27 protein-coding genes are annotated in these 24,740 nt (G+C 39.9%); 17 read left to right on the top strand and 10 right to left on the bottom strand.

Features of this window, described 5'->3' with window-relative positions; all coding sequences use genetic code 11:
• The first annotated feature begins 77 nt into the window (after window positions 1-77).
• Window positions 78-1,499, top strand: coding sequence for a sodium-dependent transporter (locus AB6T38_RS17110; RefSeq protein ID WP_372548462.1), 1,422 nt, complete (start codon window positions 78-80; stop codon window positions 1,497-1,499).
• 66 nt (window positions 1,500-1,565) lie between these two features.
• On the opposite strand, the gene AB6T38_RS17105 is transcribed toward AB6T38_RS17110, so the two are convergent.
• Together AB6T38_RS17105 and AB6T38_RS17100 are read right to left on the bottom strand one after the other, a co-directional pair.
• Window positions 1,566-2,378 (bottom strand): NAD-dependent epimerase/dehydratase family protein, encoded by an 813-nt coding sequence (locus AB6T38_RS17105; RefSeq protein WP_372548461.1) that lies wholly within the window; start codon window positions 2,376-2,378, stop codon window positions 1,566-1,568.
• A gap of 17 nt (window positions 2,379-2,395) precedes the next feature.
• Window positions 2,396-3,175, bottom strand: a complete 780-nt coding sequence (locus AB6T38_RS17100) for a YggN family protein (RefSeq protein ID WP_372548460.1) — start codon at window positions 3,173-3,175, stop codon at window positions 2,396-2,398.
• Between the two features lie 329 nt (window positions 3,176-3,504).
• Between AB6T38_RS17100 and AB6T38_RS17095 the strand changes: the two genes are divergently transcribed.
• Window positions 3,505-3,687, top strand: coding sequence for a hypothetical protein (locus AB6T38_RS17095; RefSeq protein ID WP_303471126.1), 183 nt, complete (start codon window positions 3,505-3,507; stop codon window positions 3,685-3,687).
• Between the two features lie 89 nt (window positions 3,688-3,776).
• On the opposite strand, the gene AB6T38_RS17090 is transcribed toward AB6T38_RS17095, so the two are convergent.
• The 4 genes from AB6T38_RS17090 to AB6T38_RS17075 all read right to left on the bottom strand — a co-directional run bounded on the left by AB6T38_RS17090 (window position 3,777) and on the right by AB6T38_RS17075 (window position 7,484).
• Window positions 3,777-5,021, bottom strand: a complete 1,245-nt coding sequence (locus tag AB6T38_RS17090) for a mechanosensitive ion channel family protein (protein ID WP_372548459.1) — start codon at window positions 5,019-5,021, stop codon at window positions 3,777-3,779.
• A complete protein-coding gene (locus AB6T38_RS17085) occupies window positions 5,021-5,917 on the bottom strand; it encodes an acyltransferase (RefSeq protein ID WP_372548458.1) in 897 nt (298 codons plus the stop codon). The genes AB6T38_RS17090 and AB6T38_RS17085 overlap by 1 nt, the downstream gene beginning before the upstream one ends.
• Before the next feature lie 6 nt (window positions 5,918-5,923).
• Window positions 5,924-6,832, bottom strand: coding sequence for an acyltransferase (locus AB6T38_RS17080; protein WP_372548457.1), 909 nt, complete (start codon window positions 6,830-6,832; stop codon window positions 5,924-5,926).
• A 94-nt stretch (window positions 6,833-6,926) separates the two neighbouring features.
• Window positions 6,927-7,484, bottom strand: coding sequence for an HNH endonuclease (locus AB6T38_RS17075; protein WP_372548456.1), 558 nt, complete (start codon window positions 7,482-7,484; stop codon window positions 6,927-6,929).
• A gap of 357 nt (window positions 7,485-7,841) precedes the next feature.
• Here AB6T38_RS17075 and AB6T38_RS17070 point away from each other — a divergent pair, with 357 nt between their 5' ends.
• On the top strand, window positions 7,842-9,131 hold the full coding sequence (locus tag AB6T38_RS17070) for a ribonuclease J (RefSeq protein ID WP_372548492.1): 1,290 nt from the start codon (window positions 7,842-7,844) through the stop codon (window positions 9,129-9,131).
• A gap of 18 nt (window positions 9,132-9,149) precedes the next feature.
• On the opposite strand, the gene AB6T38_RS17065 is transcribed toward AB6T38_RS17070, so the two are convergent.
• Complete coding sequence (locus AB6T38_RS17065; RefSeq protein WP_372548455.1) at window positions 9,150-9,743, bottom strand: pyridoxamine 5'-phosphate oxidase family protein; 594 nt, start codon at window positions 9,741-9,743, stop codon at window positions 9,150-9,152.
• Window positions 9,744-9,981: 238 nt separating this feature from the next.
• On the opposite strand from AB6T38_RS17065, the gene AB6T38_RS17060 reads away from it, so the two are divergent.
• A complete protein-coding gene (locus tag AB6T38_RS17060; protein WP_372548454.1) occupies window positions 9,982-11,103 on the top strand; it encodes a zinc-binding dehydrogenase in 1,122 nt (373 codons plus the stop codon).
• A 56-nt stretch (window positions 11,104-11,159) separates the two neighbouring features.
• On the opposite strand, the gene AB6T38_RS17055 is transcribed toward AB6T38_RS17060, so the two are convergent.
• Both AB6T38_RS17055 and AB6T38_RS17050 read right to left on the bottom strand, forming a co-directional pair.
• The gene (locus tag AB6T38_RS17055; RefSeq protein ID WP_372548453.1) at window positions 11,160-11,720 is read right to left on the bottom strand and encodes a CBS domain-containing protein; all 561 of its coding nucleotides are present in this window, start codon (window positions 11,718-11,720) and stop codon (window positions 11,160-11,162) included.
• Window positions 11,721-11,867: 147 nt separating this feature from the next.
• Window positions 11,868-12,161 carry a hypothetical protein gene (locus AB6T38_RS17050; protein WP_372548452.1) on the bottom strand — a complete coding sequence of 98 codons (294 nt, stop codon included), beginning with the start codon at window positions 12,159-12,161 and terminating at the stop codon, window positions 11,868-11,870.
• 332 nt (window positions 12,162-12,493) lie between these two features.
• On the opposite strand from AB6T38_RS17050, the gene dusA reads away from it, so the two are divergent.
• The 13 genes from dusA to AB6T38_RS16985 all read left to right on the top strand — a co-directional run bounded on the left by dusA (window position 12,494) and on the right by AB6T38_RS16985 (window position 23,599).
• A complete protein-coding gene (gene dusA, locus AB6T38_RS17045; RefSeq protein ID WP_372548451.1) occupies window positions 12,494-13,525 on the top strand; it encodes a tRNA dihydrouridine(20/20a) synthase DusA in 1,032 nt (343 codons plus the stop codon).
• A 223-nt stretch (window positions 13,526-13,748) separates the two neighbouring features.
• Window positions 13,749-14,036, top strand: coding sequence for a hypothetical protein (locus AB6T38_RS17040; protein ID WP_372548450.1), 288 nt, complete (start codon window positions 13,749-13,751; stop codon window positions 14,034-14,036).
• A gap of 14 nt (window positions 14,037-14,050) precedes the next feature.
• The gene (locus AB6T38_RS17035; protein ID WP_372548449.1) at window positions 14,051-14,212 is read left to right on the top strand and encodes a hypothetical protein; all 162 of its coding nucleotides are present in this window, start codon (window positions 14,051-14,053) and stop codon (window positions 14,210-14,212) included.
• A 231-nt stretch (window positions 14,213-14,443) separates the two neighbouring features.
• Entirely contained in the window at window positions 14,444-14,863 is a 420-nt protein-coding gene (locus AB6T38_RS17030) for a MarR family winged helix-turn-helix transcriptional regulator (RefSeq protein WP_372548448.1), read from the top strand.
• 512 nt (window positions 14,864-15,375) lie between these two features.
• Window positions 15,376-16,035 (top strand): phage shock protein PspA, encoded by a 660-nt coding sequence (gene pspA, locus AB6T38_RS17025; protein WP_372548447.1) that lies wholly within the window; start codon window positions 15,376-15,378, stop codon window positions 16,033-16,035.
• An 82-nt stretch (window positions 16,036-16,117) separates the two neighbouring features.
• On the top strand, window positions 16,118-16,318 hold the full coding sequence (locus AB6T38_RS17020; protein ID WP_348491422.1) for a PspC domain-containing protein: 201 nt from the start codon (window positions 16,118-16,120) through the stop codon (window positions 16,316-16,318).
• A 53-nt stretch (window positions 16,319-16,371) separates the two neighbouring features.
• Window positions 16,372-16,701, top strand: a complete 330-nt coding sequence (locus tag AB6T38_RS17015; RefSeq protein ID WP_372548446.1) for a hypothetical protein — start codon at window positions 16,372-16,374, stop codon at window positions 16,699-16,701.
• A gap of 125 nt (window positions 16,702-16,826) precedes the next feature.
• Window positions 16,827-17,384 (top strand): copper chaperone PCu(A)C, encoded by a 558-nt coding sequence (locus tag AB6T38_RS17010; RefSeq protein WP_372548445.1) that lies wholly within the window; start codon window positions 16,827-16,829, stop codon window positions 17,382-17,384.
• Between the two features lie 56 nt (window positions 17,385-17,440).
• Window positions 17,441-18,433 (top strand): DUF2333 family protein, encoded by a 993-nt coding sequence (locus AB6T38_RS17005; RefSeq protein ID WP_372548444.1) that lies wholly within the window; start codon window positions 17,441-17,443, stop codon window positions 18,431-18,433.
• A 3-nt stretch (window positions 18,434-18,436) separates the two neighbouring features.
• Window positions 18,437-19,195: a TIGR04219 family outer membrane beta-barrel protein gene (locus AB6T38_RS17000; RefSeq protein WP_372548443.1), complete on the top strand. Its 759-nt coding sequence runs from the start codon at window positions 18,437-18,439 to the stop codon at window positions 19,193-19,195.
• A 114-nt stretch (window positions 19,196-19,309) separates the two neighbouring features.
• Entirely contained in the window at window positions 19,310-21,133 is a 1,824-nt protein-coding gene (locus tag AB6T38_RS16995) for an assimilatory sulfite reductase (NADPH) flavoprotein subunit (protein WP_372548442.1), read from the top strand.
• Window positions 21,133-22,842: an assimilatory sulfite reductase (NADPH) hemoprotein subunit gene (gene cysI, locus AB6T38_RS16990; RefSeq protein ID WP_372548441.1), complete on the top strand. Its 1,710-nt coding sequence runs from the start codon at window positions 21,133-21,135 to the stop codon at window positions 22,840-22,842. Before AB6T38_RS16995 ends, cysI begins: the two co-directional genes overlap by 1 nt.
• Complete coding sequence (locus AB6T38_RS16985; protein WP_348491429.1) at window positions 22,835-23,599, top strand: phosphoadenylyl-sulfate reductase; 765 nt, start codon at window positions 22,835-22,837, stop codon at window positions 23,597-23,599. Before cysI ends, AB6T38_RS16985 begins: the two co-directional genes overlap by 8 nt.
• Window positions 23,600-23,813: 214 nt before the next feature.
• Here the strand turns inward: AB6T38_RS16985 and yghU are convergent, their stop codons facing one another.
• Entirely contained in the window at window positions 23,814-24,674 is an 861-nt protein-coding gene (gene yghU / locus AB6T38_RS16980; protein ID WP_372548439.1) for a glutathione-dependent disulfide-bond oxidoreductase, read from the bottom strand.
• Window positions 24,675-24,740 lie beyond the last annotated feature (66 nt).

The following is a 24,740-nucleotide window of genomic DNA, read 5'->3' as shown; positions in this document are numbered from 1 at the left end:
TAAAAACAATAAGGTTGATTAAACCCCATTAAATTGAAGTTATTGGGAGTCAACAACCAATAAGAAAGGAAAATATTATGGCAGCAGATCGTGAGCAGTTTGGCTCTCGCCTTGGATTCATTTTAGCCGCGGCTGGGTCCGCAGTGGGTATTGGTAACATGGTGGGGTTCCCCGTTGCTGCTACTAAAAATGGAGGAGGGGCCTTCTTACTCATTTATGCGCTTTTTGTTGCGTTAATTTGTCTACCAGTAATGTTAGCAGAAATGTCGGTAGGTCGACGAAGCCGAATGGACCCTCTTAACGCCTATGTAAAACTGAGCAAGAATCAACTGCACTGGCGAATAGCGGGGTGGCTGTCCATCATTACTCCTTTTATGATCGCGGTATTTTATCTCGTCATTACCGTATGGATTTTTGGCTATCTTTTTCAAATAGGCTCTGGGAACCTCGATATACTAGCTGATCCCTCCACATTTACTGACTTTGTTAAATCATCTCATTTGTTTATTTATATGGTGGGTGTTTTAGCTGTGGTGTATTTGATTTTACAAGGTGGGGTCAAACAAGGTATCGAAAAAGCAGCCAAAGTAATGATGCCAGCCCTGTTTGTAATGCTAATAGGTTTAGTGATTTTTGTTCTTACATTAGATAATGCCTTTGCTGGAGTTGAATATTATCTGGTTCCAGACTTTAGTAAAATTAATGCATCTGTGGTTAGTGCTGCTTTGTCTCAGGCATTCTTCTCATTGTCTTTGGGGATGGGGATTATGATCACTTATGGTTCCTATTTAGATAGCAAGAGTGATGTACCAGGATCGGCAAAATTTGTGGCCTTGGCTGATACCGGAGTCGCATTCATTGCTGGACTTTTAATTCTTCCTGCGGTGTTCTCTTTTAATCCCAATACCAATACCGCAGAGTTAAGTGACTCCTCTATAGGAATGATTTTTACCTTCTTGCCTAAGATCTTTTTAGCGTTACAAGCATCAATTGGTTATGTCGGGGCGAGTGTCGTTGCCGGGTTGTTTTTCTTACTCGTCTTCTTTGCGGCTATAACTTCCTTAGTCTCAATATTCGAAGTGCCAGTAGCGTCTTACATGGAATCAAAAAAGGTCGGCCGTAAAAAAGCCCTAGGGGTAATGGGGTTGCTATTAGTTGTCACCTCTGGTGTAACGTCATTGTCATTCGGTATTTGGGACTCAGTTACCTCATTGATCAGCTACGCTGGCTTGAACAAGTCATTGTTCGATATTATCGTCGATGTTTTCTATGACACAATTCTGCCTCTAAACGGCTTACTGATCTGTTTATTCGTCATTTATCGTTGGAAAAAAGAGAACTTTAATGCCGAGTTAGATGAAGGAGCTCCTAATTACAAGGGTAGCTTCTTTGAACGATACGTTGATTTCTCTGTAGGGACTTTTATTCCTTTGATACTGCTTCTGGTCTTTATTAACACCGTTGCTTTAAAATATTTTGGTAAAGCTTTGGTTGGCTAGTTCGAATGTCGTCTAATTCAAAGCCGGTCAAACGACCGGCTTTTTTTTGCAGGGGGTTGGTAAGTCCTAAAACATATCGTACGGGCTGGGATAGGTGAGCGCCATTTCAAGGGCGTTGAGGGTAAATTCACTATTTATACATTTGCTTGAGGATAATGATAAGTCTTCAACAAACTCCGGCGGCGCCAATTTCATAGCGGTTGCAGCATCCGTATAATATTGCTGTCGCGTGGGATGCTCAAGACTACACAAGTGGTAAGTTTGACCAAATTTATTGCTGTTAATTATCTTTTCAATGGCACGAATAACATCCTCTCTATGAACTAGGTTCACACGTTGTTGACCATTTTCAATCTGTTTTCTCGCACTTAAACTGCGTGCTGGGTGTCGGTCTGGCGAAACTAATCCCCCTAGTCGAAGAATGCAGGCATTTTGCTGAAACAAGCTACGAACGCAATTTTCAATTTCAACGTGGATTTTGCCGCTTTGTGTTTGAGGGGCAACAGGTGTGTATTCGTAAATGGTTCCTTTAGTGTTGCCGTAAACCGCAGTAGTGGAAATGAAAAGCACATTTTGAATACCTTTGTATTTAGCAGTAGAGAGCAAGGCTCGCATGTTCTGGCTAAAGGTGTCTAATGAAGGTGATTTTCTACCTGGCGGGATATTTAGGATCAATGTTTGCGTATTGAACAATTGAGTTAATTGCTGAGTGTCTAAGTTATCCCCAAGTTCATATTGGATTGCCGAAATCCCTATTTCTTGTAACTTGTTAACTTCAGTGCCAGAACGCTTTGTGGCCACTATTGCGTGGCCACTTTTAGTTAATGCTTGGGCAAGTGGTAAACCTAACCAACCCGCCCCAATAATTGCAATTTTCACGATTTTTAATGAGTTCCTTACATTCTGCGGTCAGAATCAACAGTAATCAGGTTTAACCCAGACAACGCTTGCATTGAATTTTGTAGATTATTTTCAACGATATCAATTTTCGCTAAACTCATGCAAAATGCATCGGCTTTTTGCTCTAGATTACCCGCTCTTGCTTCAATTTTTTGTTCAATATCTTGACCAAAGTTATCCATACGTTGACTAAAGTCATCGGTATCACCATCACCAAATATAAGCTCAGTTCCTAAGGCGATCATCAAGTGACCTATGGACGCGGTAACAACTTCTTCAACTGTATCTTCAAAATCTTGTTCCCACTGTGCGCCGAGAAAATCTCCATCTGAGAAGTTGGTTGAATCTAATTGAATACTGCCATCGTCAGCGTAAAAGTTATATTCGATTTTCTGTTTAACGTCATCTAGCTTGCTTTGGATTTTTTCAACGGCGTTGCTATCCGTTCCCAGTAAATTACCTAAGACTTCGGATACTGCTACATTGGCAATTGCAACCCCCTCTAAAGCAAGGTCAGCAGCCTCAGGAACAGCATTGTAAATACCATTATAATACTCAGATACCCAGCGTTCTTGATTTTTGTCGACATCCATACGTTGGCCATTTACAAAAAGCTTCTCGCCAGCGTCTATTTTAATTATATCGTTATCTACTGTGGTAACGGTCAACACGTTATTCATCAATGAAACTTGACCGTTCATACTAACGTCGCACTCATTGGCTGCCACTGCGCCAGATAGCAATAATAAACTTGCGGCGATCACTGATTGTTTCATAATTTTTCCTTTGTATACTTTAACGAGTTTAGACAGTGGCTTTAGCACACACCGCCTGTGATGATTAGTTATGGCTATAGAGTAGCAACACTCTAGCCACTTTTTAAAAGCTTATTAAAATCAGATGGATAGTGTGTTTTTAAGGTTTCATTAAGGCGGAGTTAGTGTAAGCGAGTAGGAAGATATGCTAAATGTTAGTCAATTTCACTACATTCTTCTGGCTATTATATATTGAAGAATATTTTAACTGTTTGATATAGATCACTCCCCCAATTAATGATTTTGGTGCATAATATACGGAGTTTAACGTTAATTAATTTGGAGATAGCATGGTTGATGCCGTTTTGTTTGGAATAACTGTTCTTGTGTTTGTATTAGGCACAACTTGTTTAATTATGGGCTTTCTACCTTCCCCAGCTGGTGGAATGCGTGAAAAAGTAGAGTATGGCTTTTTTGGCGTTACAGGTTTAGTTGCAACACTACTATTGTCTGTCGCCATTGCCTGGAGCTAAATCCACTCTGTTTACCAGAGACTTCAACGCTGACGAATGTATTTGAAAAGAGTACGATTAGTCAGCGTTTTTTATGTCTGCAATTTGCTTTAGAGTTTGTCACTGACTCTTTGATAAGCTCTAAGGTTGAATACAGGTAACATAGCTAAACAATGGTCAAAAATATCTGCTTGGACCCCTTCGTAATTGACCCAATTTTTATCAGCACAAAAGCAATATATCTCTAACGGCAAGCCCGTTTCGTTGGGGGGTAACTGTCGAACCATCATCGTCATTTCTTTGTTAAGTTGCATATGGTGTTGCAAATATGCATTAACGTAAGCCCTATAAGTACCTATATTGGTTAATCGACGACTGTTTAATAAATCTTGCTCATCAATATGTTGTTGATTGTGATAATCCCGCAGAAGTTGAATTTTAGACTCAATATAATCACTGATGTATCTAATTTTTTTATATTCAGCAAGGGTTTCAGTATCACAAAACTCAATGCTATTAATATCGATTTGAATTGCTCGTTTTATGCGTCTGCCACCTGATTCAGACATACCACGCCAGTTTTTGACTGAATCGCTAATCAAAGTGTAAGTGGGGATTGTTGAGATTGTCTTATCCCAATTTTGCACTTTCACTGTAGTTAAGCCCACTTCTAAAACTTCACCATCAGCACCGTATTTTTGTAGTTCAATCCAATCACCATTATTTACCATTCGATTGGCTGCGATCTGAATTCCCGCGACAAAACCAAGAATAGTATCTCTGAACAATAACAATAAAACCGCGGTAACAGCACCTAAGCCTGATAGCAATAATAGCGGAGATTTATTAAGCAAATTGGAGATAATTAGCAGTACTGCAACAATCACTACTACCAGTTTAGCCACTTGAATAAACCCGGTTATTGGGGCTCGCTTGGCTAATTCTGAGGCATTGTAAATATCTTCAATAGTGTTAAATAATGCACTACTTGACCACACAACAGAGATGGCTATATAAACCAGCATGGATTTTTGAATAAAGGCGTAAAGAATATTCGAACTGTCCAGGAAAACGGGGGTTAATAAGAACATAACCAAAGCTGGCACTATATGCCCAATTCGAGTGAAAAAACCATGTTTATGGAGTTCGTCATCCCAGTTATTTCGGCTTAAAGAAACGATCTGAGAGATACGCCCTCGCATTAGTAAACGGGTCAACATAAAGGCAATAATGGCTACGCCTAAAGATAGTAAAATAGCGGAACTTTGATATAACCAACTGTGTTCAGTGATACCGACATCAATGGTACTTAAATTTGTCAGTAACCAATCTTTTACTTTCTCTTGTTTAAGCATTATTTTGAATTACCTACTTGTGAAATAAACTTATCTTTACTGGACCATAACTGGTTCAACCAAGTTTGAAAGCGACCTTTAAATTCAACATCATTAAAATAATCCCCAATCATTTCATCTGTTACTGGCAATACATCAATATGAATAAATACGCGAGTCAGGTTACCGCAGAGCATATCCATCATCGGGTGCTTAGTATTTTCGGGGTACAAAATAGTGACATTTAAAATGTTGGTAAATTGCTCCCCCATGGTCGCTAACGTAAATGCAACCCCGCCGGCTTTTGGCGGTAGTAAGTTTTGATATTGACTCGCTTTGATGAGTTGTTTTTTGGGCGTGAACCTTGAGCCTTCTACAAAGTTAATCACTGTGGTCGGCGTAGTTTGAAACTTTTTACAGTGCTTTCGGGTCGTTTCTATATCTTTCCCTTTAAGATGAGGATTTTTCTCCACGAACTCTCTGCTATAACGCTGCATAAACGGCATCCCAAGTGCCCAAGCTCCCATGCCTACAAAAGGCAGCCAAATGAGTTCTTTTTTTAGAAAAAACTTAGGAGCAGGGATCCGAGAGGCGGAAAATTCAATTAATAAAATGATATCCAAATAACTCAGGTGATTTGGCATCATTAAATACCAGTTGTCTTTACTTAACTCACCTTCAACTGAACAGTCCCATTGAACGTTATTAGTTAGACGTATAAGCTTGATACTCACCACACCAAAAGCAAACATCATAAAGTGCATGATGGGGCTCAGCAAAGAGTTTACCCAGTTAAACGGCAGTAGAAATTTAACCAAGCCTAAGCAGATAATTAACACAGCCCAAAAGCTAAGGTTAAGCATTTGCAGAGTAAAGTGAATTGGAAACATTAAAAAAGCAGGGATAAAACTCAACATAGTGCTTTATTTACTCGAAGACATGTTCGAGAGAGTTTGATCTTTTTCCATCCACAATTGATTTAACCATCGTTGGAAACGAGCACGTTGTTCGGGATTATCAAAATAATCCATGGCAAACGCATCACTATTGAGAATATCTTCAATGGACAAGATACGAACTTTAACTTCTATCCTTTTGACTCTGCCACAGGCAAAATCCCAAAAAGTAGGGATACCTTCTGGATAATAGATTGTTACGTCTAATAATTTGTGTAACTGGTTGCCCATGGCACTTAACACAAAAGCCATTCCGCCGGCCTTAGGTTTTAGTAGATGTTTATACGGACCATTAACTCGCTTTAACTTTTCTTCTGTTAAGCGAGTGCCTTCTACAAAGTTCATGATACTAACGGGTTTAGTACTGAATTTTTCACAGGCTTTTCGCGTACTTTCCATGTCTTTTCCCTTTAAATGCGGATTTTTTGCTAGGAAAGATTTTGAATAACGACTCATAAATGGGAAGTCTAGGGCCCACCACGCAATGCCTAAAAACGGAACCCAAATCAACTCCTTTTTAAGGAAAAATTTTAAAAAGGGAATTTTTCGGTTAAATATTCTCTGCAAAACAAGTATATCAACCCAAGATTGATGGTTAGAGGTCACCAAGTACCAGTCATTAAGTGTAAGTGTCTCTATGCCTTCAACATTCCACTGTGTATTCGACGTGATTCTTTGGTTTAAATTATTAATACTTATCCAAGCTGTAGCACACCCATCTAAAGGATAACTTACCAATTTCTGCCAAGTCATAATGGGAATAAGCTTTAGAAATGAAAGAAGTACAATGGGTATGACCCAAAAAACAGTATTAATGAAATAAATAATGACAGATATGGCACCAACAAAATGAGCAGTAATATTGCGGATAGACACGCTAGAATAGACCCTATTTCTCAGAATTAATGGGGGATATTGTAAACTAAATTGCAGATATTGTTATATACAATTATTGCATCAGCTAAGGGGATTATAAAATTTGCTCTAACCAACTTCTATTTCGTGAAAAGTGGTTTCCCAAAAAGGCCATTTGATCAGCTAAAATCCGTCGATTCATCAAATAAAATCGTTCATATAAATTGGGGGTGAAAGGCACTGCAATTAACGACATTTGTGCTTCATCAGGGGTTCTTGCAGCTTTGTGGCAATTACAACGAATACAAGCCGTCGCAGCGTTAGTCCAGACATCTTTGCCGCCACGAGAACGGGGAATTATATGATCGCGAGTGAGTTGGGATGACTTAAATTTTTGTCCGCAATACATACAAAGGTAATTGTCGCGGCGAAACAAATAACGATTACACAAAGATATTTTGCCATTTAAATTAGTCACTTTACCTTCGCAACCAATAATTGAAGATAGTTGTAGACGACTTTGCACACCTTGATTATTCCAGCCACCGAGCATGACTTTTTTACTTTCTCCTAACTCAAATAGAACGCGCTCTTGTGCATAATACTTCGCCGCTTCTTCAGGTGTAATCCAAGCTTGCGGCATACCTGACTTGTTCAATCGCAGTACCAACATACACTTCCCCAATTCACTCTAGTTGTTTGAAACCCGTATGAAAATAGTGTTTTGCGATTTAGCTTCGCCAACAACTACCTTGCAAGAATTTCAAGTCTATATTTATCTATATGATTTTGCAGCGGTATAAATAATATACAGTTACTGTGACAGATTTAATGCAAAAAATCTAACAATACAATTTTGCCAAAAGACAAATATTTATTTATGTTTAAACAAAACTTTTTATGTAGCTAGTGCATAATAAGATTATGAAAGTGAATCTATAAAGGGACGGTATTTATTCAGTCTTATACTCCTGGTCGCAACGACCTATGGTTCTTACCGTTAGGTGGGACAGGTGAAATCGGTATGAACATGAACCTTTTCGGTCATGATAATCAATGGCTGATGGTTGATTGTGGTATCACGTTCGATGAGCCATTAATTCTTAAGCATGGTTGTGCAGTAGGCCCGAAGTACGATGTTGTATGTGCTGATCCAACGTTTATTACCCGTCAGAAAGAAACCTTAGCTGGGATTGTCATTACCCATGCCCACGAAGATCACATTGGCGCTTTGCCTCACCTTTGGCAACGCTTCAAGTGTCCCGTTTATACAACGCCCTATACCGCTGAGATACTGCGCCGAAAGTTACGAAATACAGCCAATCAAAATATGCCAATTATTGAAGTGGTATCCAATCAAGTAGTGGATATTGGTGCGTTCAATGTTCAGTGGGTGCCAATGACTCACTCTATTCCGGAGCCTCACGGTTTAATTATACGTACTGAGGCTGGGAATATTTTCCATACTGCTGATTGGAAAATTGATAACCATCCGGTAACGGGTAAAGCCTTTAAAGAACAGCCATTTAAGCAGTTGAGTAAAGAAAATATTTTAGCCATGATTTGCGATTCAACTAATGCCACAAAAAGCGGTTATTCTGTATCTGAAGGTGCGTGTTATCGAGGCTTGAAACAATTGGTAGATGGGGCGGAGGGGCGCGTAGTTGTAGGCTGTTTTAGTAGTAACATTGCGCGGCTGATAACCTTGGCGAAAATTGCCAAAAATACAGGTCGTTACCTAGTTTTACTTGGACGTTCACTGCAAAACACCGTGGGAGCGGCCAAAGCAACCGGGCATTGGCCCGAAGATTTAACCATTATTGATGCCTATCATAGTGGCTATTTACCGTCCAATGAAGTGCTCGCGGTTGCAACCGGCAGTCAGGGAGAGCCTCGAGCAGCTATGTCTCGGCTCGCCCAAGACAACTATCGTGATTTGTCTCTTGATGAAGGCGATTTAGTGATTTTTAGTTCTATTATCATCCCTGGCAATGAAAAAGACGTAGAGACTCTCATTAAAGCGTTTAAAGCACGCAAAATAAAAACGGTTTTGTCAGATGACAGTGCACTCCCCATTCACGCTTCTGGACATCCTTGCGAGGAAGAATTGAAATTAATGTATAGCTGGGTTAGACCGCAAGTTGCAGTGCCTACCCATGGTGAGGAGATGCATATGCAGCGAAATGCTTATTTAGCGAAACAATCAAAGGTTTTACGCACCTTAACGGGGCAAAATGGCGACATATTTTTACTTGCTCCCCAATTGGGAGTGAAGCGCCAAGCTATCAAAACTGGACGTATTGCCCTGCAAAATAATTAGCTAAAGTTGACGAATACTTTATGGGTTCACCTTGATGGTTTGCCAACTATCGTCACTGTATACATAACGACTGCGTTTATGGGGAGTTGCTTTTAGTTGCAAATGATCTACCGCTAAAACTGAAAACACCAATAAACAAAAGTTGTCACTTATTTGCTCGATGTGTTTGTTTTCATCAATTCGTACCTGAAATTCGTCATCAAGCCCTAAAACTTCCCCAGGTGTATCCCAGTAGTAAGAGTGTTTTGCACTGACGGAAAGGTTCTGCCAATGTTGTAAGCGAAGTGACTGCTGTTGATCACTGTTAGCGGTGACGACCTTAACCTTGCCAGTTAAACGATACTGCTCTCTGGATTGGCTAAAGTACCAACATATTTGAGCTTGGTTGTGAGTCGATATGTGCTGAATTTTTTGGCTACGTATATCAGTGTGAATTAATAACGAAGCGCTTGAGTCCACAAAGCCGCGAAACACCACTGTTCTTACTTCAGGATGGTTTTCACTGTTTATAGTGGCTAGTTGCAGATATTTTGCCTCTGGCAATGCTTGGTTCTCATTTAATGAACCCTGAAGTGTTTGTAGCCAACTAGTGGCACTTTTATTGTTATTCATTTGTTCGTTCAACTTTTTCTAACCCATGCTAGTAAAAATATTGCACAAGGTCTTTAATTTTTGAGTTACACGGTATTTGTTAGGTTTGACAATAGCAGCAATACTTCTTTATCGTCTTGCAAACTTGTTACATTAATGTAACTAATATACGTCAAACAAATTTTAGCATTCGAATATCTCGAAACTTAATGTTAGCTTGGATTTACTTATTTTGTCTTTTCAATATCGGAGTCAATAAATGAAAGTAAGCAAACAATTATTTACCGAAATTACTTCCAACGGTCAATTAGTGGTTTCCTTAAAAGAGCGAGATGTTCCTTCATTAAAACCTCATGAAGTTTTAGTTCAAGTTCAAGCTGCGCCTATCAATCCCTCAGATATGTGGCCAATGTTCGGGCCTGCAAATTTAGCCGAAGGCTCTTTTAATAAAGAGAAAATGGAATTTACCGCTCCCGTAGCTCAATCTATGCTCGCCCGCGTGCAATCTAGGCTTGATCAGGTTTTGCCTATTGGTAATGAGGGCGCTGGTAAGGTGGTTGCTACTGGTGAAAGTGAAGGGGCCAAGGCAATGCTAGGAAAAACCGTGGGAATTTTAAGCGGTGCAGCCTATTCTCACTATTGTGTTGTGCCTTGGCAGGCTTGTATTGTTCACAATGAAAATACTACAGCTAAACAAGCTGCGTCTTCTTTCGTTAATCCTCTTACCGCATTAGGAATGGTGGAAACCATGCGAGCTGAAGGTCATACTGCTTTGGTGCATACAGCAGCAGCTTCGAGCTTAGGAATTATGCTAAATAAGATATGTATTGCCGAAGATGTTCCCTTAGTAAACATTGTCAGAAAACAAGAACAAGTGGAGCTTTTAGAAAAGTTGGGCGCTAAATACATTTGCAACTCTTCAAGTGATAGCTTTAAACAAGATCTTTACGAAGCAATTAAAGCTACGGGTGCTACGCTGGCCTTTGATGCCATTGGAGGTGGTGATTTAGTTAGTAATATTCTGGCAGCAATGGAGAAAGTTGGCAGTAAAGACGCCAAAGGGTTTAATACCTATGGTTCACCTGATAACAAACAAGTGTACATTTATGGTGGATTAGATTTCTCGCCAACCGTGTTAAACCGTGCTTATGGAATGACGTGGGGAATTGGAGGCTGGTTGCTAATGCAATTCTTAGGCAAACAAAGCCCACAAAAAGTCAAACAATTGCATCAACGGGTTGCCAATGAAATCGATACGACTTTTGCCATAGATTTTACCGATGAACTGACGTTCGAACAGGCTCTGCAACCAAGTGTTATTGGTAAATACATGGCCAAGAAGACAGGCGAGAAATTCCTACTAAACCCAAGCTTAGGGTAAGTTGAAATTAAGTCTAATAGCGCACCCTATCTATCGTTTAGATAGGGCGCGAATTTTTACGCAGCTGCGACGTTGAACAAGTCAACAAAAGACGGCTGTAATTGAATATCCACTGGCAATTTTAATACTCTTGCCACATCACTTGCAGATATCAGCCCCCGGATTTCGTGGTTACTTTTATCAATGACTAAACAATGTTGTTGATGATTATCCTTAAGGGTTTCCACCACATCACCAACACTGGCGGCACTTAAATCTTCGTATGCAAAGGCCTTAAGCATGTTTCTTGGGCGCATAAAATCAGTGACGGTTATCTCTTCTCGAGGTTGATCTTTTGTTACCTTGGCGAGAATCTTTTGTTCGTTTAAGTCACTTAAGGCCACAATGCCAATGAAATTTTGCTCGTTATCGAGCACTAGCTCCATTCTAACATGAGACTTTTTCATCAAACCTTCAAGCTCCACTGCTTTGGCTGACGCATCAATTACTAAAGGTGTGAACTCCTTGAAATCAGTGAAAATGGATAATGCGTTTGAGCGCATAGTAATACCTGTGTTCTCTGGTGGCCAGGCAAGCTTGTCTACGGATTCAGTGTTATAGAGCGCTAACTTTTTCATTTGCACGCTCCTTTTTAACGGTTTTTAGTAAATTGCTTTTAGTTTTAGACTGAATAAAAGCACAGTCACTACGATAACGAATTAGCACGTCAGTTATATTCATAGGAATACCCTCTGATTTATATTTTTAGAAAGATTGTTTTTATATCAGTTGGTTAAAGAGGGAGGTCCACGAATAAGAACAGCGTTTTTAGAAACCATAAAGGCTTCATTCTGCTGAAAAATAATGGCAAGGTAGTTGATGGGGTTAGCGGATGCGAAAACAGAGTTTAATATCGCATCTAAATCGAAATCGAAGGGATCAAGGTTAAATATTTCAGCCTGCTCGACTACGGAAGTACTTTGATCTACTGCCCCTTGTTGGTTCTCATTTGCTAATGACGAGAAGCTAAAACTAGCTACCCATGACATTAACAATATATTGAACCAAAGGACTTTCATCAAATTCCTACTCTTAAATAAGTAAACTTGTTTATGAACTACGTTAGTAAACTTGACGGTTTGTTGTATAAAAAGGTTTTGAACCCAATTAAATACCTACGAACCTCGAGTTGTAGACCAGTTAGAATCAATGCAAAGACGATGCAATTACTTTCTCCTAACTTGTTATGTGTTAAAATACTCCGATACAGTGACAGAGTACAAACTTTTTAACCCATTAAATCGACCAGTTGTCGTAAATGTTAAGAAATTGTCAAAACTTGTCATGCTAAATTATTCTTACATTTTAATCATAGGTTTATGACCTGCATACTTTAGGCAACCAGACTCTTTTGAATACTTCAACCATCAACCGCACCATCTCAATTGCACCAATGTTAGATTGGACGGATAAACACTGTCGTTATTTTTTGCGCCAGATATCACAACACTCTTTGTTATATACCGAGATGGTCACAACGGGCGCGATAATTTTCGGTAAAGGTGATTATTTAGCATTTAATGATGAAGAGCATCCCGTCGCCTTGCAATTAGGTGGTTCTGACCCCGCAGATATGGCCCGTTGTGCGTTGTTAGCCCAAGAGCGTGGTTATGATGAGGTGAACATTAATGTTGGTTGTCCTTCTGACCGTGTGCAAAATGGTCGTTTTGGCGCATGCTTGATGGCCGAACCAGAAACCGTTGCAGCCTGTATTAAGAGTATGCGAGCTGAAGTGGATATTCCCGTGACGGTTAAATCACGCATTGGTATTGATGAAATGGATGAGTACGAGGACTTAACGCGGTTCATCAGTCAAGTCGCAGACTCAGGGTGCGATACTTTCATTGTGCATGCCCGCAAAGCCTGGTTAAAAGGGTTAAGTCCAAAAGAGAATCGCGATATCCCGCCATTGATGTATGAGCGTGTTTACCATCTAAAAGAACAATTTCCAGATCTACACATTAGTATCAACGGTGGTGTTAAAACTTTGGATGATGTGGCTTTACACCTAAAATATATAGACGGAGCGATGATCGGTCGAGAGGCCTATAGCAATCCTTATATTTTGGCTGAAGTTGATAAACGTTTTTACGACGATAACCACAAGATTCCGACTCGCCACGATATAGTGGCAAACATGGTTGAATATGCCAAAGTTCAATTGGAACTACCTCATACCCGAATTTGGCATATTGCTAGGCATATGCTTGGGTTATTTCAAGGGCAACCTGGCGCGCGCATTTGGCGCAGGTACTTGAGCCAAAATGGTACCCAAAAAGGTACTGGCATTGAGTTATTAAATGATGCCTTAGATACCCTTAATGAAGCTCAATACCAAGCAGAACAATTCCGGAATACCCATGCACCTGATCAAGTTGGTTAAAATAACTAACTTACTTGGTCAAAAACACTAAAATGTAATTTTTCACTTCACAAAAATTCCCATTAGTTTTTAATTTAATTCTTCTGATTTTTAAAAAGTGCATATAAATCAATTAGATGAATATTTTTTTAGTAGTTGGCACAACTATCGCAATAAATATTGCGACTTAACTAGTAACTGAATAATCAGTTACAAACACAGCACAACTACTAAGGAAATTATTATGTTTAAGAAAATCACAACTGCAACTGTACTTATCTCAGGTTTATTCGTAGCATCATCTGCACAAGCCGCAGATGTCTCTTTAGAGCAACTTGTTGGTTCACTTGTTTCCCAAGCCGTTGAAGTTACCAAAGAAGAATTATCGTACGGTGTTGAAGAAGCAATTTTGACAGTAAACAATTCAATTGGATTTGAATCCGATTCACAAGATTATGTTACTAACGTCACTATTACTGACTTGAACAGCAATACTGAAGAGAAAAAAGAAGAAAGCGACAAAGCTGAATAGTAAGGAGGCTAGCGATGTTTAATCACATACATCTACTTACTTTATTACTAGCACCGGTTATGGCGTACCTCGCAGCAGCACTTGTATTTAGTCTGGTCGAGAGTAAGAAAAACAGCCATGCAGTACCGGTTAACGGTTCTAACCTCCAATATCATGACGGTCGCAATACGCAGTAGAGACCGTCATTCTCTTTCACCTTACTTTTCGAAACCCAATCAATCCACTGTTTCTCAACGGGTTCCCGCAGTCACCATATAACATGTAAACCTTTTCCAGCTCGTTTATAAGAAAAGATCCCTCATTCAGTATTGATGTTTTCACTAGCCTACTAAAATTTACCTTAGACTCATTTTACTTTTCTGATATTTGATATATACTTGACTAGTTAACTAATATTGAGGCTTTAAATGAAACAACTTACTGACGCTATGTTACTACTGACTAATTTAAACTTGGCATCAATCAAACTGAATAAAAAACTTGATCGAAGTTTGGGTGTACATGGAATTAGTTTTAGTGAATACATGGCTTTACACTTCCTTGCAGAACAACCCTCTCATACCATGAGTCGTATAGCGTTGGCTGAATCACTGGGCATGACAGCTTCAGGTGTGACTCGTATGCTAAATCCTCTGGAAAAGATTCACCTAATCGAAAAACAAATCAATCCAAGAGATGCCCGGGTAAGTTTAGTGCAGTTATCAGAAACTGGAGTATCTCTGTATGCAGATGCATCGGTTACGTTTAAACACTTTTCTGAACATCTTTTATCTGACTTACGACAATATCAAATGGAGTCTGTTTTAGACGTACTTAAAAAGCTTTAACTCATTTCCTTTTGAGGACTGTTTTTTATTTGTTATACACTCTCTATTGTTCAATGCCCTAGTGGGAAACCCTGTTTTTAACCATTCGTTAAATTCCCCACTAGCTGTGCGTTTTTTTACTGCCCACTTCGTTGATACTCCTTTAGCTTCAATGGTTAAGTTTCTACAGCAATTTAGATATGGAAAGTAAAAGTAACTAATGAGTCTTATGTCGACCTGGTCTCCAATCTTAGAAATTGCATTATCAAGCACTCAATTCTGTACTTTTCTCATTTTAATAATTTGACCAATTATTTGGTTAATTTGACTAAATTTCTAAATTGAAATGATTTCAGATTATTCGCTATCAATATTAGATTTTTAAAATATTCATTAAATACATGGGTTTACATTAATTTGAAAGTTTGGCACGTAGATTGTAATAACAGGAGTACTGGTAAAGATAATTGAATTTAGAACCTTAAAATCTAGTTCATATTACAACACTCATATAAATCTCGGAGGATCGAAAAATGGGTATGTTCACAAGAATGTCAGACATAGTACAAGCAAATCTTAATGCCATCTTAGACAAGGCGGAAGACCCGCAAAAGGTAATACGTTTAATCGTTCAAGAGATGGAAGAAACTTTAGTTGAAATTCGCTCTGTGGCAGCAAGAAGCTTGGCTGACAAAAAGCACTTAGGGCGCAAACAAGAAAAGCTCCAAGCGCAAGTTAAAGACTGGCAAAATAAAGCTACTGTAGCCATGAAAAAAGAACGTGAAGATCTTGCTAGAGCAGCGTTAGTAGAAAAAAACAAAGCGCAAGAATCGTTAAAATCCTTAACTAAGGAAATGGACGTTGTAGATGAGGCCATTGCTAAGTTGCAAGAAGATACATCTCGTTTGCAGGAAAAATTAAAAGAAGCTAGAAGTCGTCAAAAAGCATTAGACATAAGACAACAATCAGTGTCAGTGCGTTTGAAAGCGAAAACGTCGCAAAATGTTGAAAAAATTGATGATGCGATAGCTCGATTTGAACACTACGAAAATCGTATCGACGACCTAGAGTCTCAAGTTGAAGCTTATGATTTAGTTTCACAAAGCAATTCATTAAGTGCGCAAATTGAGCAACTTGAACAAGATGAAAATATCGAGAAAGAGTTAGCAGCTCTGCGCAAGAAAGTTGCTTAAAAAAAGAAGCCAGAACAAGCCCTAGCTGTAGACTTGAAACTTCAAGTCTACAGCTAAAATAAGTTTTAGTAGGAGTATCCAAATGAAAGACTATTTAAATACAAATCAATTATATCGTGACACTGTGCGAGGCAAAATTAGTGGTGTATGTGCAGGTATAGCAAGGCACTTCAATGTTGAAGCTTGGATGGTAAGAATAGCCGCTATTGCCGCCTTTATTTTTATGCCAATGGTGGTTGGTGTGGCTTATTTGTTAGCTGTATTATTAATTCCAACTAGGTAATTCTTTATTGCAAAGAGTGAACTGACAAGAATCTATTATAAAGGATGTACATCATGAAGAATTTTATTTTAGCTGTTCTGATTGCGATACTGATTACCTATAGTTGTGGGATCGTTGCTAATGAGTGGTTTAATTTCTCAATTCATTTCGATGAACATATATTTGGTCCAATGGAATCGGTAGTGGGCGTTACTGTAATCGGGGCGGTCATGGCAATTGTTGGAGTTGTCGTCGCTATCAGCGTATTTGGTGCCTTGGCTTTAGCTCTGTTTGTAGCGTTTGTTGCTATGTTATTTGCAGGTGTAACCATGTTTTGGCCAATGTTGTTAGTGATTGCCTTCATTTTCTGGTTAGTAAAAGATAAGCGTCAAACTCAGTATTAGCGTCAACGGAAAGGTGAGAGCTTAATAGCTGCAGGTTGCAGCTCCCATGACCCTTGCTTTCTTCGCACTTTATTACACTAACCGCATTAACTATGGACAATTCTTTAGGGTGATTTTAATTGAGAATGAGTCACCTCAACACTGAAAATGCGTTGACTATTCTGGTAAATGCCCGTGAATTAATTGATAATTACGGGAAATTTATTATTCAGGAAAGGCAATTTATGAAATTTATCAAGCAACAACCATGGTGGATTTTTATCGGCTTATTGGTTTGTAGTTTTGCAAGCGCAGCAAATATTAAGATATCAGATGCATCAGTACGCTTGTTACCACCCACTGTGCCCAACACCGCCGCCTACTTTAATATTCACAATTCATCAGATAAGGATCTCGTTCTGGTATCTGTCAGCACCGACGTTGCTGAAAAAGCGGAATTGCATGCTCATGTAATGGAAAATGGTATGATGAGTATGCAAGAACAAGATCAAATTCGAATTCCCGCTGGACAAACAGTTAGCTTTAAACCTGGCGGTTTACACGTCATGATATTTGGCCTTAAAAAACCATTAGCAGAAAATCAAATGGTCTCCATTACCCTTGTCAGTGAAGATCAAAAAACGATTCAGGTTACTGCAAAAGCCGTAATGCCAGGCAAAGAAAAGTCACATAACCATCATTAGAATAGATAGTGTTATGAGTGTAAAGTGTCATTAATTCAAAATACAGGAAGCATATTATGCAACGGTTTTTAAATGCGAAATGGCTCACCACCACTTTCCTATTGATAGTGTTTATTGGTTGGTTAATCTCTGTTTATTGGAGCTTTGAACCTGAAGCCTTCGACGTGCGTACTGAAGCACAAACTTATGCTCAAACTAACTCAGAAAATGTGGTGATTGGTTACACCACTACCCATACCCTGATTCGAGTGGTGGAATCACTCATGGATAAGCCTGGTGGTTACCTATCGAATGACGTAATGCCTCCTGGAATATTTATGGACAATATGCCCCGATGGGAATTTGGAGCCTTGGAAATGTCTCGGGATTTGGCGCTGGCAATGCGCAAAGATTTTAGCCGTTCTCAATCTCAGTCAATGGAAAATCCACAACTAACCAAAGCACAACCCGCATTAAATATGAATCACCTTAGTTGGATGTTGCCTTCTGCAGAGTCTATGTACCAAGACGCACTTAAAGATCTTTACGCATATCGAACGGATTTGGCTGATAGAGGTCAAGGGACTGCGCAGTTTTTTTCTCGCGCGGATAATCTAAGAGACTGGTTAAAACAGGTCGAGAAACGTTTAGGTAATTTATCGCAAAAGTTAAGTGCTAGTGTCGGCCAAGAAGTGTTAAACACTGATTTGGCAGGTGATGCGACGGCTAGACAATCTACCCCAGAGGCAAAACAGCGATTTGAAAAAACCAGCTGGTGGAAAACTGATGACAACTTCTATGAAGCTAGAGGGGCTGCTTGGGCGTTAATACATTTTTTAAAAGCGGTGGAAGTCGATTTTGCTGACGTGCTTGAAAAGAAAAATGCCACCGTCAGCCTGCGCCAGATTATCCGTGAACTGGAGTCAACCCAGCAAACCATTTGGAGCCCAATGATTTTGAATGGAAGTGGGTTAGGTATGTTAGCCAATCACTCGTTAGTTATGGCGAACTATATTTCTCGAGCAAATGCTGCTTTAATCGAATTAAATGAACTATTAAATCAAGGATAAAAAGTGAAACACAAAATTAAATCGCTAATTTTAGCTACATCCGTTGTTGCTGTGCCCGCCCAGGCAGACACATTACTAGGTTTGTACGTTGGTGCTCAAGGCTGGAACATGGATGCTGAAGGTGGCTTTTCAAACGATGCTGATATAACAAGGTTCGATTTTGATACAGAAACCAAATCGAGCTTATATGTAGCACTAGAGCATCCAATTCCGTTAATTCCTAACATTAAGGTGCGACAAACTACTTTAGATACTAGCGGAGACGTTACCTTAAATAGTACATTTACCTTTAATGGCGAGATCTTCAGTGTCGACACCCCCTTAAACACTGAAGTGGATATGACTAATACAGACTTTATTTTGTATTATGAATTATTCGACAACGATTTGGTTAGTTTTGATTTCGGTATCAATGGTAAGTATGTAGACGGAGAAATTTTTGTTAGAGAAACCGCTGATGCATCTAACTTTGCCAGAGAAGAGTTCTCTGGCGTTGTGCCAATGGTGTACTCAAAACTTTACATTGGCTTGCCTTTTACTGGCTTAGGAGCTTATGCGGAAGGTAGTTATTTAGCCATTGACGATCATTCATTAAGTGACTACGAAATTGCATTAGTTTATCAATTTGTAGACAATCTAGCCATTGATATGTCGCTACAGCTGGGTTACAGAGCGACTTCACTGGAGCTGGAAGATTTAGATGATATCTACTCAGATTTAGAGTTTAGTGGGGCATTTGCTGGTATAGAAATACACTTCTAAGTCATTAAAGTTTGGTTTTAAGTCCATTAAGTAATAAAAAATCCTATTTAGGTCTTTCCTGTTAATAATAAAAAACGCTAATCTGCCCCCATCAATTAAAAGGTTAGCGTTTTTATGTCTTCAAAGAACAATCAAGCACTAGTGCCATCAGCGGTTATTAATGAATCCCAATGGCAGCAAATAAATAGCGCCATAGCGCCGCTTAACAATAATCAACTCACTTGGATGAGTGGGTATTTGGCGGGTTTGGCTCATCACCAGTCGGCTGGACACGTTGCGGCTCCTGCCTCAGCAGCTCCTGTTGTTGAAAAACAACTTACCATTCTTTTTGGCTCGCAAACCGGTAATGCAAAAGGTGTTGCCCAAGAGTTTAAAGAAAAAGCTCAACATGCTGGGTTGAAAGTTAACCTACACAGCATGGCTGATTACAAAGCTAAGCAACTTAAAAACGAAACCCATCTTCTTATCGTTGTTAGTACTCATGGTGAAGGTGATGCTCCTGATGATGCAGTTGAGCTACATGAGTTTGTAGGCAGTAAAAAAGCACCAAAACTACCTGAGTTAAACTTTGCGGTAGTTGGTCTTGGTGACAGTAGTTATGAGTTCTTTTGTCAGACGGCAAAAGATTTCGACGCACGCCTTGAAGCTTTGGGTGGTAAGCGTATTACTCCAAGAGTGGATTGTGATGTTGATTACGAAACCGTAACTAACGCATTTTTTGATCAAATAGCGATTCAGTTGAAAGAAGAGTTTGCTGCCAGCCAAGCGCCAGTTGAGCCTATCGCTGGAAGTGTTAACAGCACTTCTTTAGATGCCGCTAAATCTGAGTATTCAAAGAAAAACCCGTTTACTGCAACTTTATTAGAAAGTCAGAAAATTACAGGCCGAGATTCAGTAAAAGATATTCGTCATATTGAAATATCCCTTGAAGACTCTGGGATCCAATATCAACCAGGTGACGCCTTAGGTATTTGGTTTACTAATGACGATGCTCTAGTAAATGAACTATTGCAACTAGTTGGTGTTGACGGAAATGAAAGTATAGAGGTGGGTAGCGACACGCTCAGTATCAAGCAAGCGCTAATTGAAAAATTTGAGCTAACCCTAAGTTATCCAACTTTTGTTAAGAGTTATTTGGAGTCTGCGCCAAATGAAAAGCTGCAAACATTGTTTGATGATAAAGCAAAGCTAAGAGAGTATTTAGCAGACAAGCAAATAGTTGATATTGTAGCTGATTTCCCAGCAAAAATTACAGCAGAGCAGTTAGCTAGAGCCCTAAGACCTATTACGCCAAGACTTTATTCAATTGCCTCAAGTCAAGCTGAGGTAGATGACGAAGTGCATCTTACCGTTGCTATGGTTGAGTATGATGTTAACGGTAATGTGCGCAATGGTTCTGCATCTAACTTTTTAGGTAAACGCCTAGAAGAAGGGCAAGAACTGAAAGTATTTGTGGAGCATAACAACAATTTCCGCTTACCAGAAAATCCAGAGACGCCAGTTATCATGGTCGGCCCTGGAACTGGTATCGCACCATTTAGAGCTTTCATGCAACAGCGCGCAGAAGATGAAGCTGATGGCAAAAACTGGCTATTTTTTGGTAACCCTAGTTTTACCCAAGACTTCTTGTACCAAACCGAATGGCAGCGTTTTGTAAAAGATGGAGTGGTAGACAAAGTTAGCTTGGCATTTTCCCGTGACCAAGAGCAAAAAATTTATGTACAGCATCGTATCTTAGAAAATGGTGCTGAGTTATTTGATTGGCTAGAGCAAGGCGCACATTTTTATGTCTGTGGTGACGCAACCCACATGGCTAAAGATGTTCATGATGCACTTTTGACCGTTGTTCAAGAGCATGGTGGTAAAAGTGAAGAAGATGCTGAAGCGTATTTAACCGAAATGCGCCGCGGTAAGCGTTACCAGAAGGATGTGTACTAATGGGTTCCGATAAAAAGTTTATAGTTGAAGGTAAATTGGCAGAAAACGAACGTATTAAAGGCGAAAGTAACTTTTTACGTGGAACGATTGCTCAAGACCTTAAAGATGATTTGACCGGTGGTTTTATCGCTGACAATTTTCAGTTAATTCGATTCCACGGTATGTATCAGCAAGATGATCGTGATATTCGTGCTGAGCGCGCTAAGCAGAAATTAGAACCATTACAGAATGTAATGCTGCGAGCACGTTTGCCCGGCGGGATTATTTCTCCCGACCAATGGTTAGCCATCGACAAGTTTGCTGCAGATCATAGCCTCTATGGCAGTATTCGTTTAACTACTCGTCAAACGTTTCAGTTTCATGGTGTGTTGAAGCCGCAAATTAAAATGATGCATCAAACCCTCAATAAAGTGGGAATTGATTCTATTGCCACCGCTGGTGATGTTAACCGTAACGTGTTGTGTACTTCAAACCCTGTAGAGTCTGCGGTACATCAAGAAGCCTACGAGTGGGCTAAAAAAATTAGTGAACATTTGTTGCCGAAAACTCGTGCTTACGCGGAAATTTGGTTAGATGGTGAAAAGGTAGAAACCACTGAAAATGAACCAATTCTAGGTAACAACTACTTACCTCGTAAGTTCAAAACAACAGTTGTTATTCCACCACATAACGATATTGATGTGCATGCTAACGACCTTAACTTCGTTGCTATTGCTGAAAACGGCAAGCTCATTGGTTTTAACGTTCTTGTGGGTGGTGGTTTAGCCATGACCCATGGTGACCATTCGACTTACCCTCGTAAAGCGGATGACTTTGGTTTTATTCCATTGGATAAAACATTGGATGTAGCTGCCGCTGTAGTGAGTACCCAGCGAGATTGGGGAAACCGTGTTAATCGTAAAAATGCGAAAACCAAATATACCCTTGAACGTGTTGGTGTAGAGAATTTTAAAGCCGAAGTGGAATCGAGAGCGGGTATCGAGTTTGCCCAAAGCCGTCCTTATGAGTTTACTTCTCGTGGTGATCGTTTTGGTTGGGTTGAAGGCGTTGATGGTAAGTATCATTTAACCGTTTTTATTGAAAATGGTCGTATTCTTGACTATCCGGGTAAAACCTTAAAAACTGGGTGCGCTGAAATTGCAAAAGTTCACACTGGTGATTTTCGCTTAACCGCAAATCAAAACCTTGTGATTGCAGGTGTGCCAGCGGAGCAAAAAGAAGAAATTGAAACATTAGCTAAAGCCCATGGCTTGATCTCTGATGGTGTAAGTAATCAACGCCTAGATTCAATGGCCTGTGTTTCTCTTCCTACCTGTCCTTTGGCAATGGCAGAAGCAGAGCGTTACCTGCCTGATGCGGTAACGGAAATTGAAGGTTTACTTGCCAAGCATAACGTGGCTGACCGCAGTATTATATTCCGTGTTACAGGCTGCCCTAATGGCTGTGGTCGCGCAATGCTTGCAGAAGTTGGTTTGGTTGGAAAAGGTCCTGGTAAATACAACTTCCATCTAGGTGGAGATCGCCAGGGCACACGTATTCCTAAAATGTACAAAGAAAATATCAGCGAACAAGAGATTTTAGCTCACCTCGACGAACTTATTGGTCGTTGGGCTCAAGAAGGTAACGAAGACGAAGGTTTTGGTGACTTCTTAATTCGCGCTAAAGTCATCGCTCCGGTTGTTAATTCAGCCAAGGATTTTTATGCCTAACGCAGTATTCCAAAACTCAGCCGAAAAAGCGCATGCAGCAGATTGGATTAACAGTCTGGATGCTGAGCAGTTCGCTGAACTTAATGCAGAACTTGAAAAACAAACCCCTCAACAACGAGTGGTTTGGGCGCTTGAACATCTGCCCGGTGAGCACATAGTTTCGTCTAGTTTTGGTGCTCAATCGGCAGTAATGTTACATCTGTTGTCCCAGGAGTATTCCGATATTCCTGTTGTACTCACTGATACGGGTTATCTTTTTCCAGAAACCTACAATTTTATTGATGAATTAACTGAGCGACTTAAGCTTAACTTAAAAGTCTATCGAGCTCCGCAGTCTCCTGCTTGGCAAGAGGCGCGTCATGGTTTGTTGTGGGAACAAGGTATTGAAGGTATCGAAAAATACAACAAAATGAATAAAGTTTTACCCATGCAGCAGGCTTTGAAAGACCTGAAAGTGGGAACTTGGTTTGCTGGTTTGAGACGCTCTCAGTCTGACTCTCGTGAGAACTTGAATGTACTGCAAAGATTAAATGGACAAACCAAAGTTTATCCAATCATTGATCAGTCAAACAAAGCGCTCCATGAATATTTAAAAGCACATGATCTTCCTTATCATCCTCTATGGGAAAAAGGTTTTGTGTCTATTGGTGACTGGCATACTTCAAAAGCTTTAGAAGCCGGTATGAGTGAACAAGACACCCGTTTCTTCGGATTAAAACGTGAGTGTGGTCTCCATGAATTTGGTGACGGAATCTAATCAGCTTATCGTCATCTTCTAGGCTGGGTTTTAGTCTAGTAACACTCCTCAGCATGGCATAGGGGCTGCAGCCCCTACTTACATTGGTTCTCTTCGCTAGGAATTCATGTCCAGCTCTTGTAGGCTGGGCTTTAGCCCAGTAGCACTGCTCAGCATGATATAGGGGCTGAAGCCCCTACCTACATAAATTTTTTGAACAAAGCTTGAATGGTTTCTAGCCTATTTTATCTTGGGTTTTGGTTTCGAAATCGCTGGCATCATGGCGCTCACGCAATTGCGATTCTGGTTCACCCCAAGTTTTATTTACCATGCGGCCACGCTGAACTGCTGGGCGTTCGGCAATTTTATCGGCCCAGCGAATAACATTTTTATAGGTATGCGCTTCAATGAACTCTGCCGCATCATAAGCTAATCCTTTTACTAAGGCACCGTACCATGGCCATGTAGCGATATCGGCAATGGTATATTCATCACCACACATATATTCATTGTTAGCTAGCAGTTTATCCAACACATCAAGTTGGCGTTTTATTTCCATCGTGTAACGGTCTATGGGGTATTCCAGTTTTTCAGGTGCATAAGCATAAAAATGACCAAAACCACCACCTAATAGCGGTGCACTGGCCATTTGCCAGAATAACCAAGACAAACACTCAGTACGCTGAGTTGGGTCCTGTGGAATGAAATCATTAAACTTTTCAGCTAAGTACAATAGAATTGAACCTGATTCAAACACGCGAGTGGGTTTTGATGTACTATGGTCAACAAAAGTGGGTATTTTAGAGTTTGGATTGGCAGCGACAAAACCGCTACTAAATTGACCCCCTTCTAATATATCAACTAAATAAGCGTCGTATTCTGCCCCTTGATGACCTTTTTCTAGCAACTCTTCGAGCATTACAGTCACTTTAACGCCGTTTGGTGTTGCCAAAGAATATAGTTGTAGAGGATGTTTGCCTACGGGCAAATCTTTCTCGTGAGTTGCTCCAGAAATGGGTCTATTAATATTAGCAAACTTTCCAGCACTTTCTTTATTCCAGGTCCATACATTAGGTGGGGTATAAGAGTCACTCATTTTAGCTCCTGTTAAATTTTGTTAAGGATGTTGAGTTGTATAGGGTAAGTAAATTGGGACTATCTG

Source organism: Aliiglaciecola sp. SL4 (genome assembly GCF_041538045.1).
In the GTDB taxonomy this organism is placed as follows: Bacteria; Pseudomonadota; Gammaproteobacteria; order Enterobacterales; family Alteromonadaceae; genus Aliiglaciecola.
The sequence above is the reverse complement of the archived record's forward strand: the minus strand, read 5'-3'. Positions and strand labels throughout refer to the sequence as shown.

Coding starts and splice junctions, on each gene's coding strand:
- AB6T38_RS16985 (WP_348491429.1), top strand. CDS start 22,835: ATGCCTAACGCAGTATTCCAAAACTCAGCCGAAAAAGCGCATGCAGCA.
- AB6T38_RS17100 (WP_372548460.1), bottom strand. CDS start 3,175: ATGAAACAATCAGTGATCGCCGCAAGTTTATTATTGCTATCTGGCGCA.
- AB6T38_RS17055 (WP_372548453.1), bottom strand. CDS start 11,720: ATGAAAAAGTTAGCGCTCTATAACACTGAATCCGTAGACAAGCTTGCC.
- AB6T38_RS17065 (WP_372548455.1), bottom strand. CDS start 9,743: ATGAATAACAATAAAAGTGCCACTAGTTGGCTACAAACACTTCAGGGT.
- AB6T38_RS17040 (WP_372548450.1), top strand. CDS start 13,749: ATGTTTAAGAAAATCACAACTGCAACTGTACTTATCTCAGGTTTATTC.
- AB6T38_RS17005 (WP_372548444.1), top strand. CDS start 17,441: ATGCAACGGTTTTTAAATGCGAAATGGCTCACCACCACTTTCCTATTG.
- AB6T38_RS17070 (WP_372548492.1), top strand. CDS start 7,842: ATGAACCTTTTCGGTCATGATAATCAATGGCTGATGGTTGATTGTGGT.
- cysI (WP_372548441.1), top strand. CDS start 21,133: ATGGGTTCCGATAAAAAGTTTATAGTTGAAGGTAAATTGGCAGAAAAC.
- AB6T38_RS17010 (WP_372548445.1), top strand. CDS start 16,827: ATGAGTCACCTCAACACTGAAAATGCGTTGACTATTCTGGTAAATGCC.
- AB6T38_RS17015 (WP_372548446.1), top strand. CDS start 16,372: ATGAAGAATTTTATTTTAGCTGTTCTGATTGCGATACTGATTACCTAT.
- AB6T38_RS17090 (WP_372548459.1), bottom strand. CDS start 5,021: ATGCTTAAACAAGAGAAAGTAAAAGATTGGTTACTGACAAATTTAAGT.
- pspA (WP_372548447.1), top strand. CDS start 15,376: ATGGGTATGTTCACAAGAATGTCAGACATAGTACAAGCAAATCTTAAT.
- AB6T38_RS16995 (WP_372548442.1), top strand. CDS start 19,310: ATGTCTTCAAAGAACAATCAAGCACTAGTGCCATCAGCGGTTATTAAT.
- AB6T38_RS17020 (WP_348491422.1), top strand. CDS start 16,118: ATGAAAGACTATTTAAATACAAATCAATTATATCGTGACACTGTGCGA.
- AB6T38_RS17075 (WP_372548456.1), bottom strand. CDS start 7,484: ATGTTGGTACTGCGATTGAACAAGTCAGGTATGCCGCAAGCTTGGATT.
- AB6T38_RS17095 (WP_303471126.1), top strand. CDS start 3,505: ATGGTTGATGCCGTTTTGTTTGGAATAACTGTTCTTGTGTTTGTATTA.
- yghU (WP_372548439.1), bottom strand. CDS start 24,674: ATGAGTGACTCTTATACCCCACCTAATGTATGGACCTGGAATAAAGAA.
- AB6T38_RS17110 (WP_372548462.1), top strand. CDS start 78: ATGGCAGCAGATCGTGAGCAGTTTGGCTCTCGCCTTGGATTCATTTTA.
- AB6T38_RS17030 (WP_372548448.1), top strand. CDS start 14,444: ATGAAACAACTTACTGACGCTATGTTACTACTGACTAATTTAAACTTG.
- AB6T38_RS17050 (WP_372548452.1), bottom strand. CDS start 12,161: ATGAAAGTCCTTTGGTTCAATATATTGTTAATGTCATGGGTAGCTAGT.
- AB6T38_RS17060 (WP_372548454.1), top strand. CDS start 9,982: ATGAAAGTAAGCAAACAATTATTTACCGAAATTACTTCCAACGGTCAA.
- AB6T38_RS17035 (WP_372548449.1), top strand. CDS start 14,051: ATGTTTAATCACATACATCTACTTACTTTATTACTAGCACCGGTTATG.
- AB6T38_RS17085 (WP_372548458.1), bottom strand. CDS start 5,917: ATGTTGAGTTTTATCCCTGCTTTTTTAATGTTTCCAATTCACTTTACT.